Source organism: Streptomyces sp. NPDC005435 (genome assembly GCF_040703155.1).
Classification (GTDB): Bacteria; Actinomycetota; Actinomycetes; order Streptomycetales; family Streptomycetaceae; genus Streptomyces.
Window position 1 is genome coordinate 258,024 of the sequence record NZ_JBEXEQ010000009.1, and the last position, 26,856, is coordinate 284,879.

Genomic DNA, 26,856 nt, shown 5'->3' on the forward strand with positions numbered 1-26,856 from the left:
GAAGCCCCGCTGTCACGCTCGTTGTGGTGAGCTTGCGACCGGCTGATCCACGGAGGTGCGGTGATGGGCGGACTCGGTGACGGAGCGGGCGAGGGAGCGAGCGGGTTCGGGCACGAACGGCTGGCGGCCCTGTGTCATCGGCTCGCCGCCTTGCGGGGGACGGCGGACCTCGATCCGTCGGCACGCCTCCTGATGGAGCACATCGCCTCCGAGGTGCGCGGCGGCCGTCCGCCCGAGGAACTGGAGGACGACTTCGACGAGTTGGAGGACCTGTTCCTCGCATCCGGGCTCAGCGCCGGACTCGGCTCCTACCGCACCGACGCCCCTCCTCCGTACCAGAGCTTCCCCGGCACCGGCCCGGGGCACCCTCCGCTGTACTTCCTCGCCTGCCCGCGCGGCCACTGTGCCCGGGTCGAGTCCCCGCCGTCCGAGGAGGCGGACGAGGGCCCCGCGGCCTGCCTGATCTTCGGCGAGACGCTGCGGGAGATCGGGCTGCGCCAGTGAACGCGTTCCTCGGAGCGCTGAGCGGCAAGATGGCCGAACGCTGGCTCGCCCTGCTGGCCGTCCCCGGGCTGGTGTACCTGGTGGCACTGGCCACGGCGGTCACCCTCGGGCAGCGCCACTGGTACGACACCGGGCGGCTGCGGGCCCGCCTGGACTCCCTGGCGGAGGCGCCCGGTGCCCACAGCCCCGGCGCCCTCGCGGTCGCGGCGGTCGCCGTACTGGCGGGGGCCGCGCTCACCGGTACGGCCGCGCAGGCGCTCGGCGCCCTGATCGAGCGGACCTGGCTCATGGCACCCCGGGGTCCGCTGACCCGTCTGCTGGCCGCGCGCCGGCTGCGCCGCTGGCGCGCCGCCGACGCCGGCTACCGCGCGGCGCTGGTCGCCGCCGGACGCGCCAGGCTGAGCGGCCGGGACGACACCGGCGCGCTGGCCGACGAGGCGGAGGCGCGCTACGCCGAGCGCAACCGGATCGCCCTGCTCCGGCCTCGGCACCCGTTCTGGACGGGGGACCGGGTCACCGCACCGGACCGGCGTGTCTGGCGCGCTTACCGTCTCGACCTCAACGCCGCCTGGCCGCACCTCTGGCTGCTCGCGCCGGACAGCACCCGTACGGAACTGAGCACCGCGCGTGGCTCCTTGAGCGCGGCGGCCCGGCTGAGCGCCTGGGGCGTGGCCTACCTGCTGCTGGCGCTCTGGTGGTGGCCCGCCGCGTTCGTCGGCGCGGCGACCGCCCTGACGGGCCTGTCCCGTGGCCGCGCCGCCGCCGTGTCCTTCGCGGAACTCGCGGAGGCACTCGTGGACTTGCACGGCAGGGACCTGGCGACGGCGGTCGGGGTGGAGTGCGCGGGGCGGATCACTCCGGAGGTGGGGGACAGCGTGACGCGGCTGCTGAGCAAGCCGGACTGAGGGTCGGGGAGGGGTGGGGGATTCACTCAAACCGGTGATCGAAAATCTGTTCCCGTGTGGCTAAGATCATTCACGCAAGGCCGTAGCGCAGAGGTCGTCGCGCCTACGCATCAAGCTGGAGGACGTCGGTTCGAATCCGACCGGTCTTGCACCCTCCTCTTCTCATGTCGACGCACGTCGACGCGGACCGCCGGGCCCCGGCGAAGGATCGGTGAGTGTGATGACCCAGCCGACGACGCCCGTACGCTGCCCGGCGATCGAGCACCCCGACCTCCCCCTGGCCGACCCCGCCGCGCTCGGCCCGCTGCTCGAACGCCTCATGGACCCCCAAGCCCCGGGCGCCGACGAGACGTTCGCGCTCGGCACCCTGCGCGCCGACGGCCGGGTGGACCTGTGCAAGCAGGGCCTCGGGCCCGACGGCGCCGCCCGGCTGCTGCCCGTCGCCGCCGCCTCCCGGCACGCCGCCCATCTGCTGCTCGGCACCAACGCCCTCGGTGACGAAGGCGCCCGCTCGGTCGCCGCCGCCCTGAGCGGCACCCCCGCCCACGGCGTGCACACCCTCTACCTGGGCTGCAACCGCATCGGCCCGGACGGCGTGACCGCCCTCGCCGGAGCCCTCGCCGACGACACCGCGCTGCGCGCCCTCTGGCTCAAGCGCAACCCCGTCATGGCGGACGGCGCCCGCACCCTCGCCGCACTGCTGCGCCGCAACACCACGCTGCGCACCCTCGACCTGGTCAACTCCGGCATCGGCGCCGAGGGCGTACGCCTCCTCGTGGACGCCCTCCTGGACCGCCCCGCCCCGCTGGAGCGGCTCTTCCTCGGGGGCAACGGCCTGACCCCGGCCGAGGCCCCACTGCTCGCGGCCCTAGTCCGGGACGCGGGCGTGCGCGAGCTGTACCTCACGGCCAACCACCTCGGCGACGAGGGCACCGCCGTCCTCGCCCGCGCGGCCGACCCCGCCCGCCCCCTGCGCCTCGGCCTCGGCGGCAACGGCATCGGACCCGACGGCGCCCGCGCCCTCGCCGATGCCCTCGACGGCATCGAACACCTCGACCTCGGACGCGCCATGTCCGAGCGCAGCCTCGGCGCCCCCGGCAACGAGACCGGCGACGAAGGCGCCCGGGCCCTCGCCGACGCCCTGCCCGGCAGCCCGCTGCGCCGCCTCGAACTGCGCCACACCGGCATCACGGGACGCGGCGCCAAGACCCTGCTCGCCGCCCTGCCCGACGGCCACCGCCTGGAGTACGTCGGCCTCGGCCCCGGCCTGCCCCGCCGGGTCAAGCGCTCCTTCGCCGCGCGCATGTGCCCGGCCCGCCCCACGCACCCGGACCTGCGCGCGATCGGCAGCGTGTACCGATGAGCCCGCTGCCGCCCGTCGCCCTCCCGCCCGAGGACGCCTCCGCCTGGGCCCGCGTCCGCCGGTACGCCGTACCCCGCTGGATGATCGAGCGCGCCACCGAGGCCCGGCTCGCCGGTGACTGGCGCGCCGCCTGCGAGGCGGCCGCCGTGGACATCACGCCCGGCGTCGACCCGGAGCAGGCGGCCGTGGCCCACGGCGCCGACGTGGCCGCACGCGTCGCGGAGGACCTGCGCCACTTCGCCCCCGACCTGCTCCGCTGGCACCTGCCCCGCGCCCTCGGGGGCCGTACCGTCATCGCCCCCTCCCGCCGGATGCTCCTCGCCGTCTACGGCGGCAGCGGAGCCTGCCTCTCCGTCACCACCTCCCCGATGCTGCGAGGCCCCCAGCGCCTTTGTCTGCACCTCGGCCCCGTCGCCGAGTCCGGCCGCGACCGGCTCCACGGACTGCCGTACTCCACCGAGGACTGGACCGCCGCCCGCCGCTTCTGGGACGCCCGCCGCAGCGGTGAACTGCGCTACAGCGCGGGCGGATTCGGCTCCGCCCGGCTGCCCTTCCTGCACCCGGACGGCACCCCGCTCACCCCGGAGGAACTGCCCGCCGAGGACCCCGGCCCCGCCGACCCGGCCGCCCGCGCCGAGTGGGTCGCCGTGCTCCAGTCCCGGGGCGAGCATGCCGAGGCGTACGCCCTGGCCGGTCTCGACCTCGACCTCACGGCACCGCCGGCCGGCAACCGCTACTACCGGCCGCTCGACGTGGCCGCGATGGCCCACCGCGACGAGCACGACCTCACCAGGATCGTCCCCGAGATCCGGCTGCTGGAGCGGGCAGGACGGGGTACGAGCTTCCGCATCCCCCTGCACTGGCAGGGCCACCTCCGCGTCGACGTCGCCCCGGCGGACCAGGAGGGCACCCCCGCCCGGGTCACCGGCCGCGAGCACAAGGACGACGCCGCCGTCCCCCGTCTCCCCGAGTACGCGCGGCAGCGGCTGCCCGACATCGCCCTGTTGCGCGCGGGGCTGATCCGTCCGCAGGCGCTGCACCCCCTGGTCGCCGCCGCCCTGCTGCCGCACGCGGGTCCCGCCACGGGCCCTGACGGGCCGCCCGAGCCCGTCCCGGTCCGCGTGCGCTGCCGGGGCGAGTGGCACCAGGTCGTCTTCCGCGACGGCACGCTCGCCGTACCGCACACCGAGCAGGAGCAGCGGCGCGAGGTCGCCCTGCGCGCCTTCGGCGGCGCCATCTCCGGCTGCTTCGCCACCCAGCACACCTGGACCAGCGGCGAGGGCCGCCTGCCGCGCGCCCTGCGGGCCCAGCACCGTGACCTGTTCGAGCGCGCCCAGCACGGCGACACGCCCGGTGTACTGGCCCTGCTCGACGCCGGTACGGACCCGTACGTCAGGAATGCGGGCGGCCGCACCCTGCTGCACGTCCTGCACCTGCTGGACCACCGCGAGCTGCTGCCGCGCCTGCTGGCGGCCGGCCTCGACCTGGAGGCGCGGGACAAGACGCAGCGCACCCCCCTCCAGAGAGTCGTCGAATTCGGCGGCTCGCCCGCCCTGGTCCGGGATCTCCTCGACGTGGGCGCCCGCATCGACGGGGTCAACGACAGCGGTCTGTCCCTCGCCCAGGTCATCCGCTCCTACGACCGGTACGACCTCATGTTCCTGCGCCGCCGCGTGCTGAAGGAGCACCCGGGCATCGGCTCCGAGTGGTACGACGAGTACCTGAGCGAGCGGGACGAGGAGCCGGACTGGGACGAGGACCCGCCCTTCGACTGGGACGACGACCCGGACGCCGGCGACCGGGAACCGGGCGAGGACCCCGAGACGGTCACCGGGACCCCCTGGGCGGCCGAAATACCGGACACCGCAGAGGAGTTCGGGCCGCACCCCGCCGAGGAGGCCGGCCACGGCGACGACCCCTGGCCGCCCGGCACGGGCCGCACCGTCACCCGGCACGAGCACGACGACGAGCACGAGGACGACCGAGCATGACCACCTCCGCCACCTCCGCCACCTCCGCGCCGGCCCCCGAGTCCGTCCCCGCCGCACCTCCCGGCCCCCTCGCCGCCGCCGACGCCCTCAACGCCCGGCTCGGCGTCACCCGGCGCGAGCCCTCCGCGAACCCCCAGCTGGAGGCGCTCGCCCTCGCCGTGACGGCCAACCAGCCGGTGCTGCTGTGGGGCGAGCCGGGCATCGGCAAGTCCGCCGGCATGGAGCAGCTCGCCGCCGCGCTCGGGGTCCGCCTGGAGACGGTCATCGCCAGCGTGCACGAGCCTTCCGACTTCGCCGGACTCCCCATCGTCGGCGACGACCCCGCCACCACCGGCGTCCCCATGGCCCCGCCGGACTGGGCGGTCCGGGTCGCCCGCACCGGACACGGCCTGCTCTTCTTCGACGAGCTCTCCTCCGCCCCGCCCGCCGTGCAGGCCGCCCTGCTGCGCGTCGTCCTCGAACGCCGGGTCGGCAGCCTCGCCCTGCCTCCCTCGGTACGTATCGTCGCCGCGGCCAACCCGCCCTCCAGCGCGGCCGACGGCTGGCACCTCAGCCCGCCGCTCGCCAACCGCTTCGTCCACCTGGACTGGACGCACGACCCGCGCACCGTGGCCCGTGGCATGGCCGGCACCTGGCCCGAGACGACGCTCCCGGCCGTCGACCCCGCCCGCGCGTCCGGTGCCGCCGCCCGGGCGAGGGGCGCGATATCCGGCTTCCTGACCGCCCGTCCCGGGCTGGTCCACCACATGCCCAAGGAGGCCGAGGGCCGGGGCCGCGCCTGGCCGTCGCCGCGCACCTGGGAGATGGCGCTGCGTCTGCTCGCCGCCGGATACGCTTCCGGTGCCCGGGCGGAGGCGCGGGCCGCCGCGCTGATGGGCGCCGTCGGCGAGGCGGCCGGCATCGAACTCCTCTCCTACCTGGAGAACCTCGACCTGCCCGACCCCGACCGGGTGCTGGCCGACCCGGCCGCCTTCGCCCTTCCCGAACGCGGCGACCGCCAGCTGGCGTTCCTCATCGCCGTGGTCGCCGCCGTGCAGAGCGAGCCCACCCGCCCCCGCTGGGAGGCGGGCTGGGAGGTGCTGGCCAAGGCCGTCGACGCGGGCGTACCCGACGTGGCCGCGCGGGCGGCCGGCGACCTCGCCGCGATGCGCGAGCCGGACTGGCCCGTCCCGCCCGGCATCGACGCCTTCCTGGAACTGCTCCAGCTCGCCGGCGCGCTGCCCGGCGCGCACTGACCGGCCCGCCCGTGTCAGCTTCCCGGGACTCGGCCGAGCGGCCGCGCCACGAACCGCCGGACAGCCAACCACAGGACGGCAGCCCGTCGTCACACCGCGAGCGGCCGCACGGCGAACCACCGGTCCACGAGCCACCGCACCACGACCTCCCACCTCGCGAACCCCTGGACCGTGCCAAACTCCTTGCCGCGCGCTACAAGGCGGCCGAGGCGCGCCCCTATCTGGCCTCGGCCCTGTACGCGCTCACGGTGGTCGCCTCCGAGCAGGTGCCCACCATGGCCGTCGACCGCCACTGGCGCTGCTACGCCTCCCCGCCCTTCGTCGCGGCCACCTCCGTCGACGAACTCGCCGGGGTGTGGGTGCACGAGGTCGCGCACCTGCTGCGCGACCACCACGGCCGGGCCGCACGGCTTCCCGCGGCCGATCAGGGCGACCCGCTGCGGGTCAACATCGCGCAGGACTGCGAGATCAACGACGACCTGCTCGCCGACGGACTCCGCCTGCCCGCGGGCCGCGTGGAGCCCGCCCTGTTCGGCCTGCCGCCGGGCGGCCTCTTCGAGGGCTATCTGCCCGGAATCCCGGCGACCCCGCGCCACCACCCGGACTGCGGCTCCGGCGCGCACGGCGTCCCCTCGCCCTGGGAACTGGGGGAGCGGGGCGGTCCGGCCCGGCTCGGACCGGTGGAGGCGGAGGCCCTGCGCCGCCAGACCGCGCAAGCCGTCCGCGCGCACCAGCGCACCCGGGGCAAGGTCCCGGCGGGCTGGCGGCGCTGGGCGGAACAGCTGCTGGAACCCACCGTCGACTGGCGCAAGGCGCTGAGCGGGGCGGTGCGCGAGGCCGCGGCCTGGGCGGGCGGCGCGGTCGACTACACCTACCGCCGCCCGTCCCGCCGCACCCCGGCCCTCGGCGGCCGTGTCGTGCTCCCCAGTCTGCGCAGACCGCTGCCGCGCGTCGCGATCGTCGTCGACACCTCCGGCTCCATGGGCGAGGACGACCTCGCCGCCGCGCTCGCCGAAGTGTCGGGCGTCCTGCGGGAAGTGGGCATCGGCGGCAACCGGGTGACCGTCCTCGCCTGCGACGCCGACGTGCACGCCGTCTCCCGGGTGACCAGCGCCGACGAGGTCGAACTCGCCGGTGGCGGCGGGACGGACCTGCGCGTCGGCATCGGCAGGGCGCTCGCCGCTCCGGAGCGGCCGAACATCGTCGTCGTACTGACCGACGGCTTGACGCCGTGGCCGTCGGAACCCGTCTCCTGCCGTCTCATCGCGGCGCTGACGGGCCGGTCCGCGCCGCAGCCGCCGTCGTGGGTCGAGACGGTACGGGTCCCGACGGCGGACTGAGGGCTCGTCAACTCGCGTAGATTTGGCGAACTTTGTGGATCCCGGAGATGCCGCGCGGCTGAATTCGCGCCATTTATTTTTTGACATGGACTGTTCACGGGGGCGCTCCTGGGCCAAGCTGAGCCCGCCTCGCGAACCCCGCGAGCACTCACGGGCCCCACACACCGGAGGTCTCCATGCGTCGTCGTCTTGCCGCTCCCCTCGTCGTCGCCGCTCTCGCGCTCCCCGCGGTCCTCGTCCCGGCCACCACCGCCTCGGCCGCCCCCGCCGACAAGATGCAGGTGCTCAGCTCCTGGACGCAGACCAGCGCGGCCAGTTACAACGCCTGGTACGCCGCCCGGTCGAACCAGGGCCAGTGGGCGGCCTACGGGTTCGACTGGTCCACCGACTACTGCAGCTCCTCGCCCGACAACCCCTTCGGTTTCCCGTTCCAGACCTCCTGCGCCCGCCACGACTTCGGCTACCGCAACTACAAGGCCGCCGGCGCCTTCGACGCCAACAAGTCCCGCCTCGACTCGGCCTTCTACGAGGACCTCAAGCGCGTCTGCAACAACTACTCCGGCGCCACCAAGACCGCTTGCAACTCCACCGCCTGGACCTATTACCAGGCGGTCAGCATCTTCGGCTTCAAGGCATCCAAGGCGACGGCCGCCAAGTAGCCGTAGCGGCCGCGTAGTCGACGGCAGGGCCGGTTCCCCGTACCGGTCCTGCCGTTTCCGCGTCCGGCGCGCCTAACGGTTCCTCGCGTAATGCCGCGCCGCGCGTGCTCTGTTGGCGCAGGAGGTCTTGCAGTACGTCTGTCTGCCGTGGTCCTGGACGAAGTAGCGGACGCAGCGGGGCGCGGGGCAGGCGCGCAGTCGCTCGCGCAGTGGTCCGGAGAGGAACTCGGCCGCCGAGCGGGCCAGTCGGGCGGGCAGATCGGCGGTCCCCGTGAGGCGCAGGAGCGGGGGTGTGCCGGGGTCCGGCCAGTCCAGGCGTACCGTCACGCGTTCCCGGCCCGCGTAGTGGTTCAGCAGGGCGAGCGCCTCTTCCCGGGAGAGGCCCGGATCGGTGCGGGAGTCCTCGCGGCCGGTGGCGTAAGCGAACAGGGCGCGGACCGCCCGCCGTACGTCGATCACGTCGTCCCGGAGGTCTTCGGCCGTGCCGGGTGGCGCCCACGTCAGAAACCCCGAAATGGTGGCGAGTTCGTCGGCCACGCCGCCGTGGCCGTCGTGGTGGACGGTGCCCGTCAGGTCGAACGGTGAGAGTTCCGCGATGCCGGTTTCCATGAGCACTCCTAACGGTTATGGTCAAGTTTATCGTTAGAACGAGACGAGGGGTGGCGGCGGGTATGGCACAGGGTGCGACGGAGGTCCCGGGCGAGTCGCTTACGGGAGGCGGGAGTTCACGTGTGACCCTCGCCCACATCAGCGACCTCCACTTCGACGGCGGCGCCCGCGCCGAGGAGCGGGTCGTGCGGGTGCTCGGCCGACTGCGGTCCATGCCGGGGCCGTTCGACGCGCTGCTGGTCACCGGGGACATCGCGGACCACGGCACCGAGGCCGAATACGAGTGCGCGGCAAGGCTGTTGGCGGACTTCCCGGTGCCCGTACTGTGCCTGCCCGGCAACCACGACGTGCGCGGCCCCTACCGCAAGGTCCTCCTCGGCGAGCCCGCCTCCGACGCGCCGGTCAACCGGTTCCATCAGGTCGGGCCGCTCGCCGTCCTCATGCTCGACGTGATCGTCCCCGGCCGCGACGAGGGTCACCTGGCCGGCGAGACGGCGGACTGGGTGCGCGCGACGATCCGCGACGCCCTGCCCCCGGGCACGCCGGTCGTCCTCGCCCTGCACCAGCCGCCCGTCGCGCTCGGACGCGACCTGGTCGACTCCATCATGCTCGACAACCCCGACGACCTCGCCGCGCTGATCGCCGAACACCCGCAGGTCACCGCGGTGTTCGGCGGCCACACCCACTCCGCCACCGTGACCACGTTCGCGGGCCGCCCCCTCGCCCTCGGCCCCGGCGTGACCTCCACCCTCCGGCTCGACTGGGAGACCGGGGTGGAGGAGTGGGGCGAGGTGATCGACCGGACGGCTCCGCCGGGGTTCGCGGTGCACGTCATCGAGTTCCCGGCCGAACTCGCGGAGGATTCGGCCGACTTGGCGCCCCGGGCCGCCGGAGCACGGCTGACCTCGCACTTCCGCACCTGCGGCTGACGGCGCGGTCAGGTCTGGTACGGATACAGGGCCACGCTCTCCGATCCCACGTCGATCCGCACCCAGGAACCGTCCAGCCCGCCGGGGACGGGAGACGTCAGATCCAGCAGCACGGACCAGTGACCCAGCTGGAGGCAGGCGGCACCGTCGTCGAGCAGGCGGAGGCGGCCGCTGAGGCTCACCCGGCCGCCTTCCTGCCGGAGTCCGGGCTCGGCGGCAGCGGCCGGCCGGGCGTTCCGGCCCCACCGAATGTCGTCATCGACGGTCCATTCGACGAGGTGCCGGCCGTCCGCCTCTCGCGGATCACCGCGCCAGAGCACCACGGCAGAGCCGATCGGGGTGTGAACCCGGACCCTCGTGTGCGGCGAGATCGGCGGCAGGCGCTCCGTGCGGACGAACATCGCCTCATCATCCATGACGTCACAGGTCAGGACGGCGGCCGGACCCTGAACCCCGACCACCGGAAGCCATCTCGAGCATCGATGTCAGACCCGGGGGATACGGTCGGCCCATGAGAGCTGATGGAACGTTCGGGGTGAAAGCGTCCGTCCCGGCCGAGGTGACACCGGACGCGGCCGTCACCACCGGCAGTTGACGAGTGCCCCCGCCGGCACTCCGACGAGCGCACTCCGACGAGCGCACCCCGACCAGCGCACCACGGACAACGCACCACGGACAGCGCACCACGGACAGCGACCCACCGACCGAGAGGAACGCACGTGGGCTTCATCCGGATCGTCCCGCCCGGCGGTCCCGCGCGCACGCTCGCGCTGGCCCAGCTGACGAACTCCGTCGGCGACGGCGCGTACTACGTCTGCTCGGTGCTGTACTTCAGCCGGATCGTCGGCCTCAGCCCGACCCGGATCGGCGCCGCGCTCACGCTCGGCTGGGCGCTCGGTGCCGTCGCCGGGGTGCCGCTCGGCCACCTCGCGGACCGGCGGGGCCCGCGCGGCATCGCCATCCTCATGTCCGTGGCGACGGGCCTTGCGGTGGGGTCGTTCCTCTTCGTCCGCTCGTATCCGGCGTTCCTGGCCGCCGTCTGCGCGTACACCTGCTGCCAGTGCGGGCTGGGGGCGGCACGGCAGGCCCTGCTCGCCGGGCTGGTCGAACCGGCCCGGCGGACCGAGACCCGGGCGTACCTCCAGTCGACCGTCAACGCCGGACTCGCCCTCGGGGCGGCGCTGGGCGGTATCGCGCTGCGGCTCGACACGGAGGCGTCGTATCTGACGGCGCTGGCGGCGGACGGGGCGAGCTTCCTGCTGGCCGCGGCAGTGCTGGCCCGCCTGCGGCCGCCGACCGGGATACCGGTGGCCACGGGACAGGACGGGCCGAGCCTGTCCGTCCTCCGCGACCGCCCGTACGCCCTGGTGTCCCTCCTCAACATGGTCATGCTGCTCTACATGCCGCTGCTCAGCGTGGTGCTGCCGCTGTGGATCGTGGAGCGCACCGAGGCCCCGAGCTGGACGGTGTCGGCGCTGCTGGTCGTCAACACGGTCGGTGTGGTCCTCTTCCAGGTCCGCATGGCGGGCCGCGTCACGGACCTGTCCTCCGCGTCCCGCGCGATACGGCACGCCGGGCTGGTCCTGCTCGCCGCCTGTGGCTGCTTCGCGCTGTCGGCCACCGGCACCACCGCCTGGACCGCCGGGCTCGTCCTGCTCGCCGCCGCCTGCGTCCAGGTGCTCGGCGAGATGCTTCTCGGCTCCGGCTCCTGGGAGATCGGCTTCGCCCTCGCCCCGCCCGACAAACAGGGCCAGTACCAAGGCTTCTACGGCGCCGGCACCGCCGTGGCCCGCCTCATCGGCCCGCTCCTCCTGACCACCCTCGTCCTCTCCGGCGGCACGCTCGGCTGGCTCCTGCTGGGAGCGCTGTTCCTGACGGCGGGCCTGGCGATGGGCCCGGCGGTGCGGTGGGCCTCCGGCCGGGGCGCGGCCGGGGTGGTGTCCGGGGCGACGGAAACGGGGAGCCGGCAGGCGGAGGGTGATCCCGCGTTGTAGGGCCGTGCCCGGAGATATGCGGGGCCGTGCCCGGAGACTCAGACGACCGACGCCCTGAAGGGATCGGTGGGGATGATCTCCGCCTCGTCGAAGAGCCGCTCCAGCGCCTCGTGCCCGTGACGCCTGCGGAACTCGATCTCGGCCGTCGTCACGGGCAGGGTCCACAGGATGCGGGCGTGGCCCCCGGGGACGGGACAGTGTTCGAGGTCCGGTCCGTGGAGATAGGGCAGGCTGATCAGCAGGTGATCGCAGGCCGACCCCGGCACCCACGGCTCACCGATCGGCATGCTGTGCTCCAGGCCGAGCCGGTGTCCGCGGTGGTAGGCGGCGATCATCGCCATGAGCTCGACGAACCGCTGGTCGCGGACGTGGGCGGTCATCACGAACTCAAGCCCGTGACCGCCCTTCTCCGTCGGGTCCGTCGCGGCCCAGCACCCGGCGGTCACATAGGCCCAGCCGTCGCCGCGCGGACCGGGCCCCACCACGAGTACGCGCGCCCCGGGTGCCACCTCTCGCCGTTCCGCCCCGGAACCGAACCCGGAGCCGAGCCCGGGATTGAAGTCGGGACCCAAGCCGACGGCCTCCACGGCGTGCCCCGCGAAGTACGCCCGGACATGCGACTCAACGGCCTCCGCGGCCGGCACCCTCGCGTCACTCACCGTGTGATCATCCCACCGCGTACGGCCCTCTCCCACGCCGCCCGCCCGCCGACCACAGCCCGACCACACCCCGGCCGCACCCCGTACAAGCCCCCCACCCCCCTCCCCTCCCCGCGCGGCAGCGCCCCTCGCGGCATAGTGGTATCAGCTGACGCAAAAGGCGCGGTCCGGGCGTAACCCGCGTCGGACCGGGCGACGGGAGGCGGCGGGTATGGGTGGCAAGGACCTCTGGAGTCGCGGGCCCGGGCCGGCCGGGACCGGGGACGCCGGGGTGCCCGGGGGACTGCTGGACCTGCTGCACGCCTCGGCCGTGGTGGTCGACGGCCAGGGCCGCATCGTGCTGTGGAGCCCCGAGGCGGAACAGCTCTTCGGGTACGCGGCCGACGAGGCGCTCGGCGCGTCCGTGGACGAGCTGCTGGCCGCGCCGGAGGACGTGGAGCACGCGCACGAGCGGTTCGGGCGGATCCACGCAGGCGAGAGTTTCGCGGGCGTCTTCCCCGCCCGCTGCAAGGACGGTTCCACCCGCCTGGTGGAGTACCGCAAGGGCCGGCTGCACGACCCCGACGGCCGGGTGCTGGGCCTGGCGCTCGCCGCCGACGAGGGCACCGTACGACGCGTCGAGGGCGACCTCGCCCTCTCCGAGCTGCTGATCGACCAGTCCCCGGTCGGGCTCGCGGTGTTCGACACCGATCTGCGCTGGATGCGGATCAACCGCGCCCTGACCACCGCCAACGGGGTCACCGAGCACGAGGTGCGCGGGCGGCGCCTGGAGGACACGCTGCCCGAGCTGGACACCACCGCGATCGAGTCCGCGATGCGACAGGTGCTGCGCACCGGCGAGCCGATCCTCGACCAGCGCACGGTGGGCCGTACCCCGCTCGACCCGGACCACGACCACGCCTGGTCGGAGTCGTACTACCGCATCGAGGACCGGCGCGGGCATCCGCTGGGCGTGGCGGTGTCCGTCGTGGACGTCACCGAACGGCATCTGGCCGCCACCGAGATCGCGGCGGCCCACCGGCACCTCGCCACCCTCACCGAGGCCAGTTCCGGCATCGGCAGCACGCTCGATCTGCAACAGACCGTGCGGGAGCTGGCCGCGGCCGTCGTGCCCCGGTTCGCCGACCTGGCCACCGTCGACGTACTGGACTCCGTGGTCGGACAGCGTTCGCTGGCCCCGCACTCCGGCGAAGGCCACGGCGGCTTCCGTACCCTCGCGGTCGCCGCCGCCCGCCCCGACGGCAGCGACGGCACCGCCGAGCTGCCGGACGGACTCACCGGCTCCGGCTCGTCCCCGCTGCTGTGCCGCAGCGTCCGCGAGGCCGCGCCCGTACTGATCCCCCGCGTGGACGCCGCCGCGCTCCGCGAGCTCGCCCGGGACGAGCAGGCCGCCGAGGCGCTGCGCGGCACCGGGGTCCGCAGCCTCCTGGCCGCGCCCCTGCTGGCCCGGGGCTCCGTGCTCGGCGTGCTCACCCTCTACCGCACCGCCGACACCCGCCCCTTCGACAGCCGCGACCTCCAGCTGGTCTGCGAACTCGTCGGCCGCGCCGCCGTCAGCGTGGACAACGCCCTGCTCTACGGCCGTGAGCGCGAGACCGCGCTCACCCTCCAGCACAGCCTGCTGCCCCAGCAGCCCCCCGACCAGCCCGACGGCCTGGAGATCGCCGTCGGCTACCGGCCCGCGGGCAGCGGCACCGAGGTCGGCGGCGACTGGTACGACGTACTGCCGCTCAACGACGGCCGGGTCGGACTCGTGGTCGGCGACGTCATGGGCAGCGGCATACGCGCCGCCGCGATCATGGGTCAGCTGCGCACCACCACCCGCGCCCTGGCCCGCCTCGACCTCCCGCCCGCCGAACTGCTCGGGCACCTCGACGAGACGGCGGCCGGCCTGAGCGAGTCCTTCGCCACCTGCGTCTACGCCGTCTGCGACCCCAAGCGCGGCACCTGTGTGCTGTCCAGCGCCGGACATCTGCCGCCCGTGCTCGTCCAGCCCGGACAGGGCGCCCGGCTCCTCACCCTGCCCACCGCCGCCCCGCTGGGCGTGGGCGGCGTACCGTTCGGGACGCTGGAGACGAAACTGCCCGAGGGCTCCCTGCTGGCCCTCTACACGGACGGCCTCGTGGAGTCCCGGCACGACGCCATCGACGTCGGCATCGAGGCCCTGAGCCGCGCGCTGGAAGGAGCCGCCGGCTCCACCGCGTCCGCCGGCTCCACCGCGCCCACCGGCCCCACCACCCCCGCCGGCTCGCTCCAGGACATCTGCGACATGCTCCTCGACACCCTCGACCAGTCCGCCGGGGACGACACGGCCCTCCTCCTGGCCCGCCTCGGCCCGCCCGGGGGAGCGGAGTAGGGCTCACCGTTTGCCCGGGCCCCCGGCCGGTTCGACAATGGACGCAGCACTCGCGGCGATGAGGCTCGCCGTAACCGCGGGCGCGTACGCCCGCTGATGGCCTCTGCCGGCACACCCGCACGTCATACGCGAGGAGGTCGGCATGACGATGCCCGACGACATGATGCTCCGCTGCTCCACCATCCTCTTCCGGGGACAGTGCGTGCTGCTCGTCCACCGCACCGCCCAGGGCCTGGACGACTGGGTGCTGCCCGGCGGCACCCCCCGGATGGGCGAGAGCATGGCCGCGTGCGCCCGCCGCGAGCTGCGCGAGGAGACCGGCCTCGCGGTGGAACCGACACGCGTCGCCTTCGTGCTGGAGGCCGTCGACCCCGACAGCAGACAGCGCACCGTCGACCTGGTCTTCGCCGCCGACGGCTCCGCCCACGGCCAGAACCCGGTGGCCCGCGAGCCGGGCATGACACCCGAGTTCGTGCCCTTCGCCCGGCTGCGCGCCCTCGACCTCAAGCCGCCCCTGGCCGGACACCTGCCCGGCTTCTACCACCACGGCGCCCGCCGCTACGCCCCCTACCTCGGCAACCTCTGGCGCCCCAACGACACCGCCTCCCGCATCAGACGCGCCACCACTTTCTTCCGCCGTACCCCGCGCCCCGCCCCCGAACTGGACTGACGGCACCCGCGGAACCGGCCGGCCGGAGGAACGAGGCGCTCCCATGACCGACCCGCACTGGCTCTTCGGCGACCAGCTCGGCCCCCACTTCCTCACCGGCGACGACGCCCCCGCCCGCGACGCCCCCCTCGTCATGATCGAGGCCCGCTCGGTCTTCCGGCGCCGCCGCTTCCACCGCGCCAAGGCCCACCTGGTCCTCTCCGCGATGCGCCACCGCGCCGCCGAACTGGGCGACCGCGTCCGCTACGTCCGCGCCGAGACCTACCGCGAGGGCCTCGGCGAAGCCGTCGGCGACACCCCCGTGACCGTCCACCACCCCACCTCACGCGCCGCCCTGCGCCTGGTCCGCTCCCTGGACCGGGTCCGCGTGCTGCCCACCCCCGCCTTCCTCATCCCGCACGACGCCTTCCGCGCCTGGGCCGACGGCCGCGACGGACGACGGCTGCGCCAGGAGGACTTCTACCGCTGGGTCCGCCGCGAACTCGGCCTCCTCATGGACGGCGACACCCCGGCAGGCGGCCGCTGGAACCACGACCACGCCAACCGCGAACCCCCGCCCAAGGGCGCGAGCACCCTGGGCGCCCCCGCCCCGTACCGGCCCCGCGAGGACGACATCGACGCCGAGGTCCGCGCCGACCTCGACCGCTGGGAACAGCGCGACGGCATCCGCTTCACGGGCCGCGACGGCCCCCGCCGCTTCCCCGCCTCCCGCCGCGAGGCCGTCGCCGCGCTGCGCCGCTTCACCGCACACCGGCTCGCCGGATTCGGCCCGCACGAGGACGCCATGCTCGCCGCCGACCCGGTCATGAGCCACAGCCTGCTCTCGTCCTCCCTCAACCTCGGCCTCCTCGACCCCGCCGAGACCGTCGCCGCCGCCGAGGACGCCTGGCGCTCCGGGCACGCGCCCGTGCACAGCGCCGAGGGGTTCGTACGGCAGATCGCCGGCTGGCGCGAGTACGTCTGGCACCTCTACTGGTACTTCGGCGAGGACTACCGCCACCGCAACGCCCTGCGCCACCACGCCCCGCTGCCCGACTGGTTCGACGGCCTCGACGCCGACGCCGTCACCGCCCGCTGCCTGGCCACCGCCCTCGCCCAGGTCCGCGACACCGGCTGGACCCACCACATCCCGCGCCTGATGCTGCTCGGCAGCCACGCCCTCCAGCGGGGCTGGGACCCGGCCGCGGTGACCGACTGGTTCCACCGCAGCTTCGTCGACGGCTACGACTGGGTGATGCTGCCCAACGTCGTCGGCATGTCCCAGTACGCCGACGGCGGCCGCATGACCACCAAGCCGTACACCTCCGGGGGCGCCTACATCCACCGGATGAGCGACCTGTGCGACGGCTGCGCGTACCGCCCGGGCGACCGCACCGGCGCGCGGGCCTGCCCCTTCACCACCGGCTACTGGTCCTTCGTCCACCGCCACCGCGCCGTCCTCGCCGGCAACCCGCGCACCGCGCGCGCCGTCCAGGGCCTGGACCGGCTCGGCGACCTGGACGAGGTACTGCGCACAGAGCGGGGGCGCGGCGCCGGACCCCCGTGACGCCGCGCCCCGATCCCGCACGTCCTCAGCTCAGCTCGGCGCCCTTGGCCGCGGCCTGCTCCTCGGTGCGCGCGCCACCGGTCGCGAGCGTGCCGCCCGCGCTCTCCAGGTGCGCCCGCACGAACCACTGGAACTGCTCCAGGTCCCGCAGCTGCTCGATCAGCAGATCCTCGGTGGCGGGGTCGATGTCGCCCGCCTCCTTGACCGCGGCCCGTACGCCTTCGATCACCCCGGTGTAGACGAGGTCGAGAGCACCCAGATGGGCGATGGCGTCGCCCCGGCCGATCGAGTAGTCGTCCCAGGTGCGCTCCGCCACCAGCCTGCCCGGCGTACCCTGTGCGACCCCGCCCAGCGCCGCGATGCGCTCCGCCACGTCGTCGGCCATCTCGCGCACCCGGTCCACCTGCGGGTCGATCATCTCGTGCACGGCGATGAAGTGCGGCCCGACGACGTTCCAGTGCACGTGCTTGAGCGTCAGATGCAGATCGTTGAGCGCGTGCAGCCGCAGCCGCAGCACCCCGATCAGCCGCCCCGCCGCCTCGCGCTCGATACCGGGGACGGTGTACTTCGGGGTCAGGTCCTTGATCTCCTTCGTCATGGTTCCACCTCGGGTCTCTCGCGGGCGTTGCGTTCCTTGCCCGATCACGGGTGCCCCGGTCCGGCGCGGTCAGACCTGCCGGGTTTCCGGCCGGCCGGTTCCCGGTTCACTGTCGTCGGCGTTGTCGGCCGGTTTCCGGTCCCGGCCAAGCCGGACGGCGCCCGGCTACGGATTCCCCACGGCGGCCGACGATCACGGCGGGAGACGATCACGGTGGCCGACGATCACGACGGCCGGCCGTCACGACAGGCGACGACCACCACAGCGGGGAGCACGGCGGATGACCACGGACAGGACGGCGACGGACGACCGGCGGACGGAAAGCGCCCTGCTGGTACGGCACGCACCCGAGACCGTACGGGCCGCCGTCCTCACCGCCCACGGCGGCCGCGCCGAGGACCACACCCTCTCCCGCCCCTGGCACCTCGCCGCGCTGCGGATGCGCTCCCTCCTGCGCGCGGTCGGCACCGGCCTGCCCCCGGACCACGTCCTGCTCGGCGAGGTCCGCTACCGCCACCGGGGCTGGAACGACGGCGCCGCCGCCGACGACGTCCGCCGCGCCCTCGCCGAACTGGCGGCCCGCTACGGCCCCGTCCCCGTCGTCCTCGTCGGCCACTCGATGGGCGGCCGGGCCGCCGTACGCGTGGCCGGCCACCCCGCCGTATGCGGCGTGCTCGCCCTCGCCCCCTGGCTGCCGCCCGGCGAACCCGTCGCCCACCTCGACGGCGCCCGGCTGCTCGTCCTCCACGGCGACGCCGACCACGTCACCTCCGCGGCGGACTCCACCCGCTTCGTCCAGCGGGCGCGCGCCGAGGGGGCCCGCGCCGGGATGGCCGTCCTCGACGGCACCGACCACGCCATGCTGCGCCGCCTGCCCACCTGGCACACCCTCGCCGCCGAGGCCGTCTCGGACCTGCTGCGCACCCGGCCCGTCCCCGGGGGCCTGGTCGCCCGGACCACCACGTCCGACGCCCCGGCCGTACATCTCTAGACCCAGACATACCGGGACGCATCCGAACCCGGCGTACGACATGAAACAGATCCATGGAAGGCGGCCGTAGACCCCGGTGGCCGCAGTCCCTCCCGAGGACGAGGAGGAACCGTCCATGTTCACGGTCGACCCGGCCGGCCTCACCGCGATCCTGGCCGCCGCGGACCCCGATCAGCTGCTGCCCGCGCGGGAGCAGATGGCGTTCACCCTGGGCTTCCACATCATCCTGGTGCCCTTCGGCGTGGCGCTGACCTCCCTCATGCTGATCGCCAACTACCGGGGGCTGCGCAAGGGCGACGAGGCGGCCCTGCTCCTCGCCCGGCGCTGGTCGAAGGTCGCCGCCGTGCTCTTCGCGGTCGGCGCCATCACCGGCACCGTCCTCTCCTTCGAACTGGGCATCCTCTGGCCCGGCCTGATGAAGACCTACGGCGCCGCCTTCGGCTTCCCGTTCGCCATCGAGGGCCTCTTCTTCTTCCTGGAGGCCATCTTCGTCGCCATCTACATCTACGGCTGGGACCGGATGCGCCCCTGGGCCCACTTCTGGGCGGGTGTGCCCGTGGCGCTGGCCAGCGTCGGCGGAGCGGCCGCCGTCATCGCGGCCAACAGCTGGATGAACCAGCCCGGCGGCATCACGATGCGCGACGGCAAGGTGATCGACGTACGCCCGGCCGAGGTCTTCTTCAACGGCGCCTTCTGGTGGCAGTTCTGGCACATGCTGCTCGCCGCCTACATCGTCGCCGGATTCGTCGTGGCCGGCGTCTACACGGTCGGCATGCTCCGGGGACGGCGCGGCCACTACCAGCGGCTCGGCTTCCTGATCAGCTTCGTCACCGCGGCCGCCGCGCTGCCCGTGCAGATCTTCGTCGGCGACACCATCGCCCGCGAGGTCTTCGACGACGAGCCCGCCAAGTTCGCCGCCATCGAACTGCTCCCCACCACCGGCAGCCACGTCCCCGAGACCCTGGGCGGCTTCCTCATCGACGGCGAGGTGCGCTACGGCATCTCGGTGCCGAGCGTCGCCTCCATCCTCGCCGGGTTCAAGCCGTCCACCACCATCAAGGGGCTCGACGCCGTCCCCGTGGCCGTACGGCCCACCACCGAGCAGGTCAACATCGTGCACTGGGCGTTCGACATCATGGTGGGCACCTCCATGGTCATGCTGGCCGTCGCCGCCTGGTTCGTGTGGGTGTGGTGGAAGCGCCGCCACACCCTGGAGACCGACCGCTGGTTCCTGCGCGGGGCCTCCGTCTGCGGGGTGCTGTCCATCCTCAGCATGGAGAGCGGCTGGGTCGTCACCGAGGTCGGCCGCCAGCCCTGGATCGTCGTCGGCCTGCTGCGCACCCGGGACGCGGTGGCCACCCAGGGCAACCTGTGGATCACCTTCGGCGTCGTGGTCGCCCTCTACGCCGCGGTCGGCGCCGCGGCCATCTGGGTCCTGCTGTCCATGAAGAGACGGTGGCAGAAGCAGGGCGACGGGACCGTTGACGTGCCCTACGGACCGGACGCCTCGCGCGAGCGCACCGAGGGGAAGGTGTCGTAAATGGCCGACGTGGTCGCGGTGTTCCTCTTCATCGGCGTCATCGCCTACGCGGTACTCGGCGGAGCCGACTTCGGCGCGGGCCTCTGGGACCTGCTCGCGGGCGGCGCCCGGCGCGGCGACGCGCCCCGCCACCTCATCGACTCCTCCCTCGCCCCCGTCTGGGAGGCCAACCACACCTGGCTCATCTACTGCCTGGTCGTCCTGTGGAGCGGCTTCCCCACCGCCTTCGCCGCCCTCACCACCACGCTGTACATCCCGCTGGTCCTCGCCCTGCTCGGCATCGTCCTGCGCGGCGCCGGGTTCGCCTTCCGCAAGGCGACCATCAGCACGCCCGAACGACGCGTGTACGGCGTCGCGTTCGCGCTGTCCTCCGTCCTCACGCCGTACTGCTTCGGCACCATCGCGGGCGGCCTGGCCTCCGGCCGCGTACCGACGGCCGGCAACGGCGACGCCGTCTCCAGCTGGGTCAACCCCTCCAGCATCCTCGGCGGCGTCCTCGCGGTCCTGGCCTGCGGCTATCTCGCCGCCACCTACCTCACGGTCGAGGCCCTGCACCGTGACGAGCACGCCCTCTACCGCTACTTCCGCGACCGCGCCCTGGCCGCCGGAGCGGTCACCGGCGCCGTGAGCATCGCGGGCATCTTCGTCCTCCAGGCCGACGCCCCCCGCCTGTTCTCCCATCTCACCGGCCGCGCCCTGCCGTTGGTCGTCCTGGCCGCGCTCGGCGGCATATCCGGACTCGTCATGCTCCGCGCCCGCAGGACCTTCGGTGTACGGGCCATCGCCGCCGGGGCGGTCGCCCTGGTCGTCGCGGGCTGGGGCGTCGCCCAGTACCCGTACCTCCTCGGCACCCACCTCACCCTCACCGAAGCGGCCGCCCCCGACGCCACACTCGCGGTCGTCGTGGGCGTGGCGTGTGTGGCGGCGGTGCTGATCGTTCCGTCGATCCTGCTGCTGTTCCGGCTGAGCGGGCGGGGGAGCGTGGGGGTGGGGGACCGGTCGTTGTGAGGGAGGTGAGCGGGAAGGGACCACGCAAGGGGTGACATCCCGCTAAAGTGGGGCGACTTGGGCGCATCCGTGAAAAGGGACACCACTCGTGTGCACCGGAGCGCCCCCGCATCCGGCGAACGAGGAACCCCACGGTGAACCCGTACACCCCCGCACCCCCACGGCCCGCTCCGGCCCGCCCCTGGTGGAAGACCACCGCCGCCGGACTGGGCCTTCTGGCGGCGGTCGCCCTCATCGGCGCGTTCAGCTTCCCGCTGGGCTTCCTCGCGATGGTCGCCGCCGTCGTACTGCTCTGGTTCCTCCCGCCCTGGCGCTGGTTCGGCAAACTCGGGGCGAGTATCGGGGCGTTCATCCTCCTGGCGGTCGGCGCGGGCGCCGGCGGCCAACTCGACGACACCGCCACCCGCACGGACGCCAAACCGGCCGCCGCGCGGACCCACGGTCCGAGCCCCGAGCCGTCCCGGCAACGGACGAACGAGCCCACCCCGCCGCCGAGTTACCGGGGCAAGCCGCTCGACCAGGCCGAGACCGCCGCCCGCGCCGCCGGCTACACCACCGGCCACCACGACGCCTCCGCCGACCACCGCGCGATCGTCGTGCGCTCGGGCTGGGTGGTGTGCTTCCAGAACGCCTCCGGCGGGAGCGGGCGCACATCGATCGCCTTCGCCGCCGTCAAGTCCGGGGAGCCGTGCCCGAAGAAGGACGGCGCGAGGATTCCCTGGCCGGTGATGCCGGACCTGACGAGCCGCACCTGGCAGGCCGCCGTAGGGGAGTTGACGGACCTCGGGGTGTCCGAGGACGCGATCCGGGCCGAGTCGCACTACATGAACGACGCGCTGCCCAAGGGGGGTTACGGGACCTGGCGGGTGTGCGACCAGAGCCCCGCGAAGGGCGACGACATCACCGGCGAGGTGACACTCGGGCTGGCCTCGCCGAAGGCCGGGTGCGCGAGGGGGAGTTCCTACCTGGGCGACAAGGACGACGACGGGGTTCCGGACTACCGGGATCACACCGATGACCGGGTGCGGAGTACGACTGGGGGCGGCGGAACCGGGGGAGCCTCCGGGGGGTCGGGAGGCTCCGCGACGGGAGGCGGGGGCTCGTCCGCGAGTGGTGGTTCGGGTACGGGCGGTGGGTCGTCGTCGGCCTCCGGTGGCGGCTCTTCCTCCACCGGAGGCGGTGGTGGTGGGGGCCCGGTCGTCCACCCCGGCGCCTTCTGCGCGCCTGCGGGAGCCAGGGGCGTCACCCAGGCGGGCACCTCGATGGTCTGCGGCCCCGCCTCCGACGGCCGCAACCGCTGGCACTCGGGCTGACGGAACCGACGCGCCGGGGTGGGGTGTTCGGGGGCGCCCGAAAATCCCTTGCTCCCCGGTCCGCCCCTTGATGGGATGCAGGGGTTTCGACGGTGGGAGGGGACGGCTTGGCGGTGTTCGGGTGCGCGGGCTGCGGTGCGGTGCTGACGGCGGCGGTGTCGGAGGTGGCGCTGCCGGTCCATGTGATCGACACCCACTGGGAGACGCTGCATCCGCCCCTGCTGGAGGCCGGGTCCTACGCCGTCGACCCCGCGCAGTCGGACGCCGTTCTCCTCGCACCCGGCGACACACGTGGTACCCGGCTGATCCTGGAGCGGGCCGCCGGCTACTGCATGGGGATCGACGGCAGGGACGGCCCGAACCTCGCCTGCCTGAACTGCGATCTGCCGGTCGGCACGAGGATGGACGACTGCGGCTGCTGGCAGGTCGTCCGGCTCGTCCCGCAGGCCGTGGTGCGGCTGCCCGGCCCGCCCGAGCGCCCCGTCATGGACTGGCCGGAACTGCTGGCCACCGACGCGCTGTGGCACCGGCTGAGCAAGTTCCGGGACATCCCGGCGGGCGTGGCCCTCGCCCATGTGGCGGTGGCCGCCGGGGGCGCGCCGGTCGAGGCGGCGCCCGGCCCGGTCGCCGGCCTCCTCGGCCGGGCACTCGCCAAGCTGCCGCGCACCGGAAAAGCCCCGAAGCGGCTGGACCTCGCGGGCCCGGCCTTCGGCGAGCCGCCCGCCGACCTGGTGCTCGTGCCGATCCATCCCCAGACCGGCGACATCTGGCAGCCGCGCACCGGTGCGGTCCCGGTCCCCCTCGACGCCGCCCTCTGGGCCGAACTCGCCTTCCCACCCCACCGAACCCGCCTCCCGGCGGTCGGCGGCCTCCCACCCGGCACCGAACGGGACGACCCCCTGCCACCCCACCCGCCGTACCCCATCGAGCCGTCCCCGTACGCGTTCCGGAGCACACTCGCGCGGCTGACGACTGCGGTCGATGTCGATGTCGATGGCGGCGTCGGGTGAGAGGATCACGGGATGCCTTTGCCTCAGCCTGATGATCTGACCTCGCTGGTGCTGCGCACCGACTTCGGCGACGACGGAGCCTGGGACGCCGTTCGAGCCGCGCTCGACGCGGCCGGCGATCACCGCCATGCCACGTATGCCGGCGAGCCGCGCTTCGCCGGTGTGGAGGTCCAGGCGCTGGTGGACGAAGAGGCCGCCGCGGATGAAGAGGCTCAGATCATCCACGTCTTTCTGGCTGACGCGGCCACGATGAAGGATCCGGATCACTCGCTTCTCGCCGTGGACCTCTCGGACGAGCCGGGGCGGACGTTCCGGCTCCCCGCCCGGTGGTTCCCGGACGTCTCGGCGAACCTCAGCATCGCCAACATGGACTTCGCGGATTTCGCCGACACCGCTGATGGTTCAGGGACCTTCCGCGGCTTCGGCGAGGGCTGACGTGTTGCCGCAGAGGCCGGCCATGGTCCGTAGCCAGGATCACCGGCCTGACAACGACCCGAGGAGGTGGGCGAGTTGACCGCCGTGGTGCTCGTTCACGGTCTGTATCACTGCCCCGAACACTTCGCCGTGGTGGCGGAACGCTTGCGGACCGCAGGGACCGAGGTGGTGGTTCCCGAGCTCCACCGGGGCTCGCTGGGCGCCGACACGGCGGCGGTGCAGGCTGCCGTCGACGCCCTGGAGGAGCCTCCGGTCGTGCTCGGCCACTCCTACGGCGGGTCGGTGATCACCGGGGTGCGCGGAGCGGGGCACCTGGTCTACCTGGCGGCCTTCGTGCCCGATGCCGGCGAGAGCGCGGCGGGGCTGGGCGGGGCGTCCCCGCAGCTCCAGGACGCGATCAGCCGGCAGCCCGACGGCTCGACCAGCCTGCGCCCCGACCGCGCCGCCGACACCCTCTACGGCGACTGCCCCGCACCCCTCGCCGCCTGGGCGGTGGGGCTGCTCCGCGCGCAGGCCCCCGGTTGCGGACGAGGAGTCCCGGAGCACCACGGCTGGAAGCGAACTCCCTCCACCTACGTCGTCTGCGCACAGGACCGGGTCATCGACCCGGAACTGCAACGGAAGATGGCCGCGCGCTGCACCGACGTCCGCGAGTGGCCGACGGGCCACTCCCCGTTCGTAGGACAGCCCGGTCTCGTCGTTGAACTCCTGCGAGAACTGCTCGCCACCACACCCACTCGTTGACGGCTGCGACTCCCGCCGAGACCGGACGGCAGGCCGCCCCATGCCCCCTCACCGCTCCCGCGACAACCGCGACAGCTCCGCGAACGTCCCTCCGGCATGGACGAGTTCGTCGTACGTACCCTGTTCCGAGATCCGGCCCTCCTCCATGACGATGACCCGGTCGGCGATCCGGGTGTTCTCCAGGCGGTGCGTGACGACGATCGTGATGCGGTCGGCGGAGATGTCCTTGATCCTCTCGAAGATGGCGTGCTCGCCACGGGGGTCCATCTGCGAGGTCGGCTCGTCCAGGATGAGCAGCGGCGGCCGGCGGTACAGGGCCCGGGAGCAGGCGAGGCGCTGCCACTGGCCGCCGGAGAGTTCGGTGCCGCCGAAGATCTCGCGGGCGAGGAGGGTGTCGAGACCGGCCGGGAGTTCCTCGACGGCCTCGCGCATCCCGACGGCCTCGACGGCTTCCCAGACCAGGCTGTCGTCGTGGCCGCGCGGCTGGCCGAGCGTCACGTTCTCCCGGGCGCGCAGCGGCCATTGGGCGAAGATCTGCGGGACGAGTCCGGTGTGGTTCCAGACGGAGGCCGGGTCGGCGGCGGCGAGGTCGGTGCCGTTCCAGGTGACGCGGCCCTTGTCGGGCAGGTAGATGCCGGTGATGAGCCGGGTCAGCGTGCTCTTGCCCGAGCCGTTGACGCCGACGACAGCGAGGATCTCGCCGCGCCGCAGGGTGAGCGAGACCCCGGCCACGGCGGGACGGTCCTTCCCCGGGTACCGGTACGTGACCTCGTCCAGCCGGATCTCCTCCACCGGCGCCTCGACGAGCGCGCCGCCCCGCTTCGGAGCCCGCTCGGCGGCGGAGTCGAAGAACGCCTGCATGTCGGCGAGATACAGGCTGGTGTGGAACACGGCGGCGCCGTCGATCACGAGCTGGGACAGCGCGCCCAGCGTGGTCTGCACCGCGACGACCGCCGTCGCGGCGATGGCCGGCGCGATCCGGCCGGTGACGGCCAGCCAGGCGAGCATCCCCCAGGTGGCGGTCAGGAACACGCCTCCGGTGAGGGAGGAGAGGAGCGAGATCCGCAGCGTGCGCGGGGCCGCGGCGAGCGTCCGCCGGTCGACCCGCTCGGACAGGGCGCGGTACCAGTGGAGCAGGTAGCCGGTCATGCCGTTGGCGCGCACCTCGTCGCCGTACTTCGGCGTGGTGGCCCACCAGCGGGTCATCCCGCGGACGTTGCGGTCCGCGATGTTCGCGTAGTGGATCTCGTAGTCCACCCGGGCCGTGAGCACCGCCCCGATTCCGGCGGGGGCGACGGCCAGGAGGAGCAGCGGCAGGATCAGCGGGTTGAGCACGGTGACGGCGGCACCGGCCGTGACCATCCTGACCAGGGCGGACATGAAGCGCTGGGCGTCCATGACCATGACGTTCGTCCGCATCACCCCCATCTCCGCCGCCTCCTGGCGGTCCGAGAAGCCGTCCACGCCGTACGCCGCCGCCTCGACCCGGCACACGGCCTCGACGAGCGCGGTGTCCGTGACGGTCATGAGCCGCGGCGTGATCCGGCGCTCGGCATACCGCGCCACCGCCACCGACACCCGCGCGGCGGCACTCGCCCCCGCGACCACGACCAGCGCGGGCAGCGCCGTCCGCAGCCTGTCCGCCACCGCGCCCGCGCCCAGAATCGGCGCCATGGCCCTGGCCGTACCGGCCAGCAGCACGGCGGCGGACCCTCCCGTCAGCACCTGGCACCCGAGGAGCAGCAGCACCGCCCCGCGGTCGATCCGCCACGCCATGGCCGCGATCCGCGCGAGCACGGCCGGAAGCCGCCCGCACAACCGCCGGAACCCGGCGTCCGCCAGCGGATTGGCCGAGTAGTGCCCGGAGTAGGTCATCTCGGCCGGCGGCGGCGGAGGCGGTGGCGCGGAACTGGACAGTGCGGTCAACGGGTGCTCCCTGTCGATGAGGCCGGACAAATGCTGCGGTACCGGAATCAACGAGAGGGCGGCGATATCGAACACATGTGTTTCAGCCGTAGTGGAGTCCGTGCGGAGTGCCGCGATTGCGGGACCGGGGCGGCGGCCGTCCCGGCGGCACGGGGGCAGCGGGGCTGAGAGCGGTGTCCGAATCGCCGTACTCGATACGGATGTGACGGATGAGTTTCGCTGACGCGACCCGGAACCGGGAGCCCGGAGACACCCTGTTCCTGATCCCCGGACGTCAAGGCGCGGGAGAAGCCGCCATGAACCCGCACGAGCTGCGGGACCAGGCCCTACAGGTCCACGACCTCTACGACGAACTCAACCGGCGCGCACGCGGCCGCGTATGGACACGCGAGGAGTTCATGCTCGGCTTCACCGATGAGGCCGGATGCGAGAGTCGGGGGGGGGGCGCCGGGGGGCCCGCCCCCCCGGCGGGGGGGGGCGGGCGGGGCGCCCCCCCCCCCCCCCCCCGCCCGGGGCGCGGGGGGCCGCCGG

At 73.8% G+C, this 26,856-nt stretch carries 24 protein-coding genes and 1 riboswitch; of the genes, 19 read left to right on the forward strand and 5 right to left on the reverse strand.

What is annotated here, in order from left to right; genetic code table 11:
• The first annotated feature begins 63 nt into the window (after positions 1-63).
• The 7 genes from AB0898_RS14190 to AB0898_RS14220 all read left to right on the forward strand — a co-directional run bounded on the left by AB0898_RS14190 (position 64) and on the right by AB0898_RS14220 (position 7,997).
• Positions 64-504, forward strand: coding sequence for a hypothetical protein (locus AB0898_RS14190; RefSeq protein ID WP_366803174.1), 441 nt, complete (start codon positions 64-66; stop codon positions 502-504).
• On the forward strand, positions 501-1,409 hold the full coding sequence (locus AB0898_RS14195) for a hypothetical protein (RefSeq protein ID WP_366803175.1): 909 nt from the start codon (positions 501-503) through the stop codon (positions 1,407-1,409). The genes AB0898_RS14190 and AB0898_RS14195 overlap by 4 nt, the downstream gene beginning before the upstream one ends.
• Before the next feature lie 220 nt (positions 1,410-1,629).
• Entirely contained in the window at positions 1,630-2,772 is a 1,143-nt protein-coding gene (locus AB0898_RS14200; protein WP_366803176.1) for a gala protein, read from the forward strand.
• The gene (locus tag AB0898_RS14205) at positions 2,769-4,763 is read left to right on the forward strand and encodes an ankyrin repeat domain-containing protein (protein WP_366803177.1); all 1,995 of its coding nucleotides are present in this window, start codon (positions 2,769-2,771) and stop codon (positions 4,761-4,763) included. Before AB0898_RS14200 ends, AB0898_RS14205 begins: the two co-directional genes overlap by 4 nt.
• Positions 4,760-5,998, forward strand: coding sequence for an AAA family ATPase (locus AB0898_RS14210; RefSeq protein ID WP_366803178.1), 1,239 nt, complete (start codon positions 4,760-4,762; stop codon positions 5,996-5,998). Before AB0898_RS14205 ends, AB0898_RS14210 begins: the two co-directional genes overlap by 4 nt.
• Positions 5,999-6,162: 164 nt before the next feature.
• Positions 6,163-7,338 carry a DUF2201 family putative metallopeptidase gene (locus AB0898_RS14215; protein ID WP_366803205.1) on the forward strand — a complete coding sequence of 392 codons (1,176 nt, stop codon included), beginning with the start codon at positions 6,163-6,165 and terminating at the stop codon, positions 7,336-7,338.
• Positions 7,339-7,514: 176 nt separating this feature from the next.
• Complete coding sequence (locus AB0898_RS14220) at positions 7,515-7,997, forward strand: phospholipase (protein ID WP_366803179.1); 483 nt, start codon at positions 7,515-7,517, stop codon at positions 7,995-7,997.
• Positions 7,998-8,069: 72 nt separating this feature from the next.
• Here AB0898_RS14220 and AB0898_RS14225 read toward each other — a convergent pair whose 3' ends face one another.
• A complete protein-coding gene (locus tag AB0898_RS14225) occupies positions 8,070-8,606 on the reverse strand; it encodes an ABATE domain-containing protein (RefSeq protein ID WP_366803180.1) in 537 nt (178 codons plus the stop codon).
• Positions 8,607-8,728: 122 nt separating this feature from the next.
• Here AB0898_RS14225 and AB0898_RS14230 point away from each other — a divergent pair, with 122 nt between their 5' ends.
• Positions 8,729-9,535 carry a metallophosphoesterase gene (locus tag AB0898_RS14230; RefSeq protein ID WP_366803181.1) on the forward strand — a complete coding sequence of 269 codons (807 nt, stop codon included), beginning with the start codon at positions 8,729-8,731 and terminating at the stop codon, positions 9,533-9,535.
• An 8-nt stretch (positions 9,536-9,543) separates the two neighbouring features.
• Here AB0898_RS14230 and AB0898_RS14235 read toward each other — a convergent pair whose 3' ends face one another.
• Positions 9,544-9,936 carry a hypothetical protein gene (locus AB0898_RS14235; RefSeq protein WP_366803182.1) on the reverse strand — a complete coding sequence of 131 codons (393 nt, stop codon included), beginning with the start codon at positions 9,934-9,936 and terminating at the stop codon, positions 9,544-9,546.
• A 318-nt stretch (positions 9,937-10,254) separates the two neighbouring features.
• Between AB0898_RS14235 and AB0898_RS14240 the strand changes: the two genes are divergently transcribed.
• Positions 10,255-11,529 carry an MFS transporter gene (locus tag AB0898_RS14240; RefSeq protein WP_366803183.1) on the forward strand — a complete coding sequence of 425 codons (1,275 nt, stop codon included), beginning with the start codon at positions 10,255-10,257 and terminating at the stop codon, positions 11,527-11,529.
• A gap of 38 nt (positions 11,530-11,567) precedes the next feature.
• On the opposite strand, the gene AB0898_RS14245 is transcribed toward AB0898_RS14240, so the two are convergent.
• The gene (locus AB0898_RS14245; RefSeq protein WP_366803184.1) at positions 11,568-12,188 is read right to left on the reverse strand and encodes a suppressor of fused domain protein; all 621 of its coding nucleotides are present in this window, start codon (positions 12,186-12,188) and stop codon (positions 11,568-11,570) included.
• A 211-nt stretch (positions 12,189-12,399) separates the two neighbouring features.
• On the opposite strand from AB0898_RS14245, the gene AB0898_RS14250 reads away from it, so the two are divergent.
• The 3 genes from AB0898_RS14250 to AB0898_RS14260 all read left to right on the forward strand — a co-directional run bounded on the left by AB0898_RS14250 (position 12,400) and on the right by AB0898_RS14260 (position 16,760).
• Positions 12,400-14,544 (forward strand): SpoIIE family protein phosphatase, encoded by a 2,145-nt coding sequence (locus tag AB0898_RS14250; RefSeq protein WP_407078341.1) that lies wholly within the window; start codon positions 12,400-12,402, stop codon positions 14,542-14,544.
• Positions 14,545-14,589: 45 nt separating this feature from the next.
• Positions 14,590-14,657: riboswitch (Fluoride riboswitch) on the forward strand.
• A 29-nt stretch (positions 14,658-14,686) separates the two neighbouring features.
• On the forward strand, positions 14,687-15,214 hold the full coding sequence (locus AB0898_RS14255) for an NUDIX hydrolase (protein ID WP_366803186.1): 528 nt from the start codon (positions 14,687-14,689) through the stop codon (positions 15,212-15,214).
• 43 nt (positions 15,215-15,257) lie between these two features.
• A complete protein-coding gene (locus AB0898_RS14260; protein ID WP_366803187.1) occupies positions 15,258-16,760 on the forward strand; it encodes a cryptochrome/photolyase family protein in 1,503 nt (500 codons plus the stop codon).
• A 25-nt stretch (positions 16,761-16,785) separates the two neighbouring features.
• Here AB0898_RS14260 and AB0898_RS14265 read toward each other — a convergent pair whose 3' ends face one another.
• Positions 16,786-17,358 carry a DNA starvation/stationary phase protection protein gene (locus AB0898_RS14265; RefSeq protein ID WP_366803188.1) on the reverse strand — a complete coding sequence of 191 codons (573 nt, stop codon included), beginning with the start codon at positions 17,356-17,358 and terminating at the stop codon, positions 16,786-16,788.
• 280 nt (positions 17,359-17,638) lie between these two features.
• Here AB0898_RS14265 and AB0898_RS14270 point away from each other — a divergent pair, with 280 nt between their 5' ends.
• The 7 genes from AB0898_RS14270 to AB0898_RS14300 all read left to right on the forward strand — a co-directional run bounded on the left by AB0898_RS14270 (position 17,639) and on the right by AB0898_RS14300 (position 24,399).
• Positions 17,639-18,349 carry an alpha/beta fold hydrolase gene (locus tag AB0898_RS14270; RefSeq protein WP_366803189.1) on the forward strand — a complete coding sequence of 237 codons (711 nt, stop codon included), beginning with the start codon at positions 17,639-17,641 and terminating at the stop codon, positions 18,347-18,349.
• A gap of 115 nt (positions 18,350-18,464) precedes the next feature.
• Positions 18,465-19,889, forward strand: a complete 1,425-nt coding sequence (locus AB0898_RS14275) for a cytochrome ubiquinol oxidase subunit I (protein ID WP_366803190.1) — start codon at positions 18,465-18,467, stop codon at positions 19,887-19,889.
• Positions 19,890-20,897 carry a cytochrome d ubiquinol oxidase subunit II gene (locus AB0898_RS14280; RefSeq protein ID WP_366803191.1) on the forward strand — a complete coding sequence of 336 codons (1,008 nt, stop codon included), beginning with the start codon at positions 19,890-19,892 and terminating at the stop codon, positions 20,895-20,897. It abuts the gene before it with no gap.
• 134 nt (positions 20,898-21,031) lie between these two features.
• On the forward strand, positions 21,032-22,210 hold the full coding sequence (locus AB0898_RS14285) for a hypothetical protein (RefSeq protein ID WP_366803192.1): 1,179 nt from the start codon (positions 21,032-21,034) through the stop codon (positions 22,208-22,210).
• Between the two features lie 113 nt (positions 22,211-22,323).
• Positions 22,324-23,220 carry a hypothetical protein gene (locus AB0898_RS14290; RefSeq protein WP_366803206.1) on the forward strand — a complete coding sequence of 299 codons (897 nt, stop codon included), beginning with the start codon at positions 22,324-22,326 and terminating at the stop codon, positions 23,218-23,220.
• 12 nt (positions 23,221-23,232) lie between these two features.
• Positions 23,233-23,655, forward strand: a complete 423-nt coding sequence (locus AB0898_RS14295) for a DUF6924 domain-containing protein (RefSeq protein ID WP_366803193.1) — start codon at positions 23,233-23,235, stop codon at positions 23,653-23,655.
• Between the two features lie 75 nt (positions 23,656-23,730).
• Positions 23,731-24,399, forward strand: a complete 669-nt coding sequence (locus AB0898_RS14300; RefSeq protein ID WP_366803207.1) for an alpha/beta hydrolase — start codon at positions 23,731-23,733, stop codon at positions 24,397-24,399.
• A gap of 48 nt (positions 24,400-24,447) precedes the next feature.
• Here the strand turns inward: AB0898_RS14300 and AB0898_RS14305 are convergent, their stop codons facing one another.
• A complete protein-coding gene (locus AB0898_RS14305; RefSeq protein ID WP_366803208.1) occupies positions 24,448-26,274 on the reverse strand; it encodes an ATP-binding cassette domain-containing protein in 1,827 nt (608 codons plus the stop codon).
• Positions 26,275-26,856 lie beyond the last annotated feature (582 nt).

What these genes read in the sequence shown, in the direction of transcription:
- AB0898_RS14280 (WP_366803191.1), top strand. Translation starts at nt 19,890, where the DNA reads ATGGCCGACGTGGTCGCGGTGTTCCTCTTCATCGGCGTCATCGCCTAC.
- AB0898_RS14305 (WP_366803208.1), bottom strand. Translation starts at nt 26,274, where the DNA reads ATGACCTACTCCGGGCACTACTCGGCCAATCCGCTGGCGGACGCCGGG.
- AB0898_RS14190 (WP_366803174.1), top strand. Translation starts at nt 64, where the DNA reads ATGGGCGGACTCGGTGACGGAGCGGGCGAGGGAGCGAGCGGGTTCGGG.
- AB0898_RS14205 (WP_366803177.1), top strand. Translation starts at nt 2,769, where the DNA reads ATGAGCCCGCTGCCGCCCGTCGCCCTCCCGCCCGAGGACGCCTCCGCC.
- AB0898_RS14270 (WP_366803189.1), top strand. Translation starts at nt 17,639, where the DNA reads ATGACCACGGACAGGACGGCGACGGACGACCGGCGGACGGAAAGCGCC.
- AB0898_RS14275 (WP_366803190.1), top strand. Translation starts at nt 18,465, where the DNA reads ATGTTCACGGTCGACCCGGCCGGCCTCACCGCGATCCTGGCCGCCGCG.
- AB0898_RS14235 (WP_366803182.1), bottom strand. Translation starts at nt 9,936, where the DNA reads ATGTTCGTCCGCACGGAGCGCCTGCCGCCGATCTCGCCGCACACGAGG.
- AB0898_RS14200 (WP_366803176.1), top strand. Translation starts at nt 1,630, where the DNA reads ATGACCCAGCCGACGACGCCCGTACGCTGCCCGGCGATCGAGCACCCC.
- AB0898_RS14250 (WP_407078341.1), top strand. Translation starts at nt 12,400, where the DNA reads ATGGGTGGCAAGGACCTCTGGAGTCGCGGGCCCGGGCCGGCCGGGACC.
- AB0898_RS14255 (WP_366803186.1), top strand. Translation starts at nt 14,687, where the DNA reads ATGACGATGCCCGACGACATGATGCTCCGCTGCTCCACCATCCTCTTC.
- AB0898_RS14260 (WP_366803187.1), top strand. Translation starts at nt 15,258, where the DNA reads ATGACCGACCCGCACTGGCTCTTCGGCGACCAGCTCGGCCCCCACTTC.
- AB0898_RS14295 (WP_366803193.1), top strand. Translation starts at nt 23,233, where the DNA reads ATGCCTTTGCCTCAGCCTGATGATCTGACCTCGCTGGTGCTGCGCACC.
- AB0898_RS14210 (WP_366803178.1), top strand. Translation starts at nt 4,760, where the DNA reads ATGACCACCTCCGCCACCTCCGCCACCTCCGCGCCGGCCCCCGAGTCC.
- AB0898_RS14220 (WP_366803179.1), top strand. Translation starts at nt 7,515, where the DNA reads ATGCGTCGTCGTCTTGCCGCTCCCCTCGTCGTCGCCGCTCTCGCGCTC.
- AB0898_RS14265 (WP_366803188.1), bottom strand. Translation starts at nt 17,358, where the DNA reads ATGACGAAGGAGATCAAGGACCTGACCCCGAAGTACACCGTCCCCGGT.
- AB0898_RS14225 (WP_366803180.1), bottom strand. Translation starts at nt 8,606, where the DNA reads ATGGAAACCGGCATCGCGGAACTCTCACCGTTCGACCTGACGGGCACC.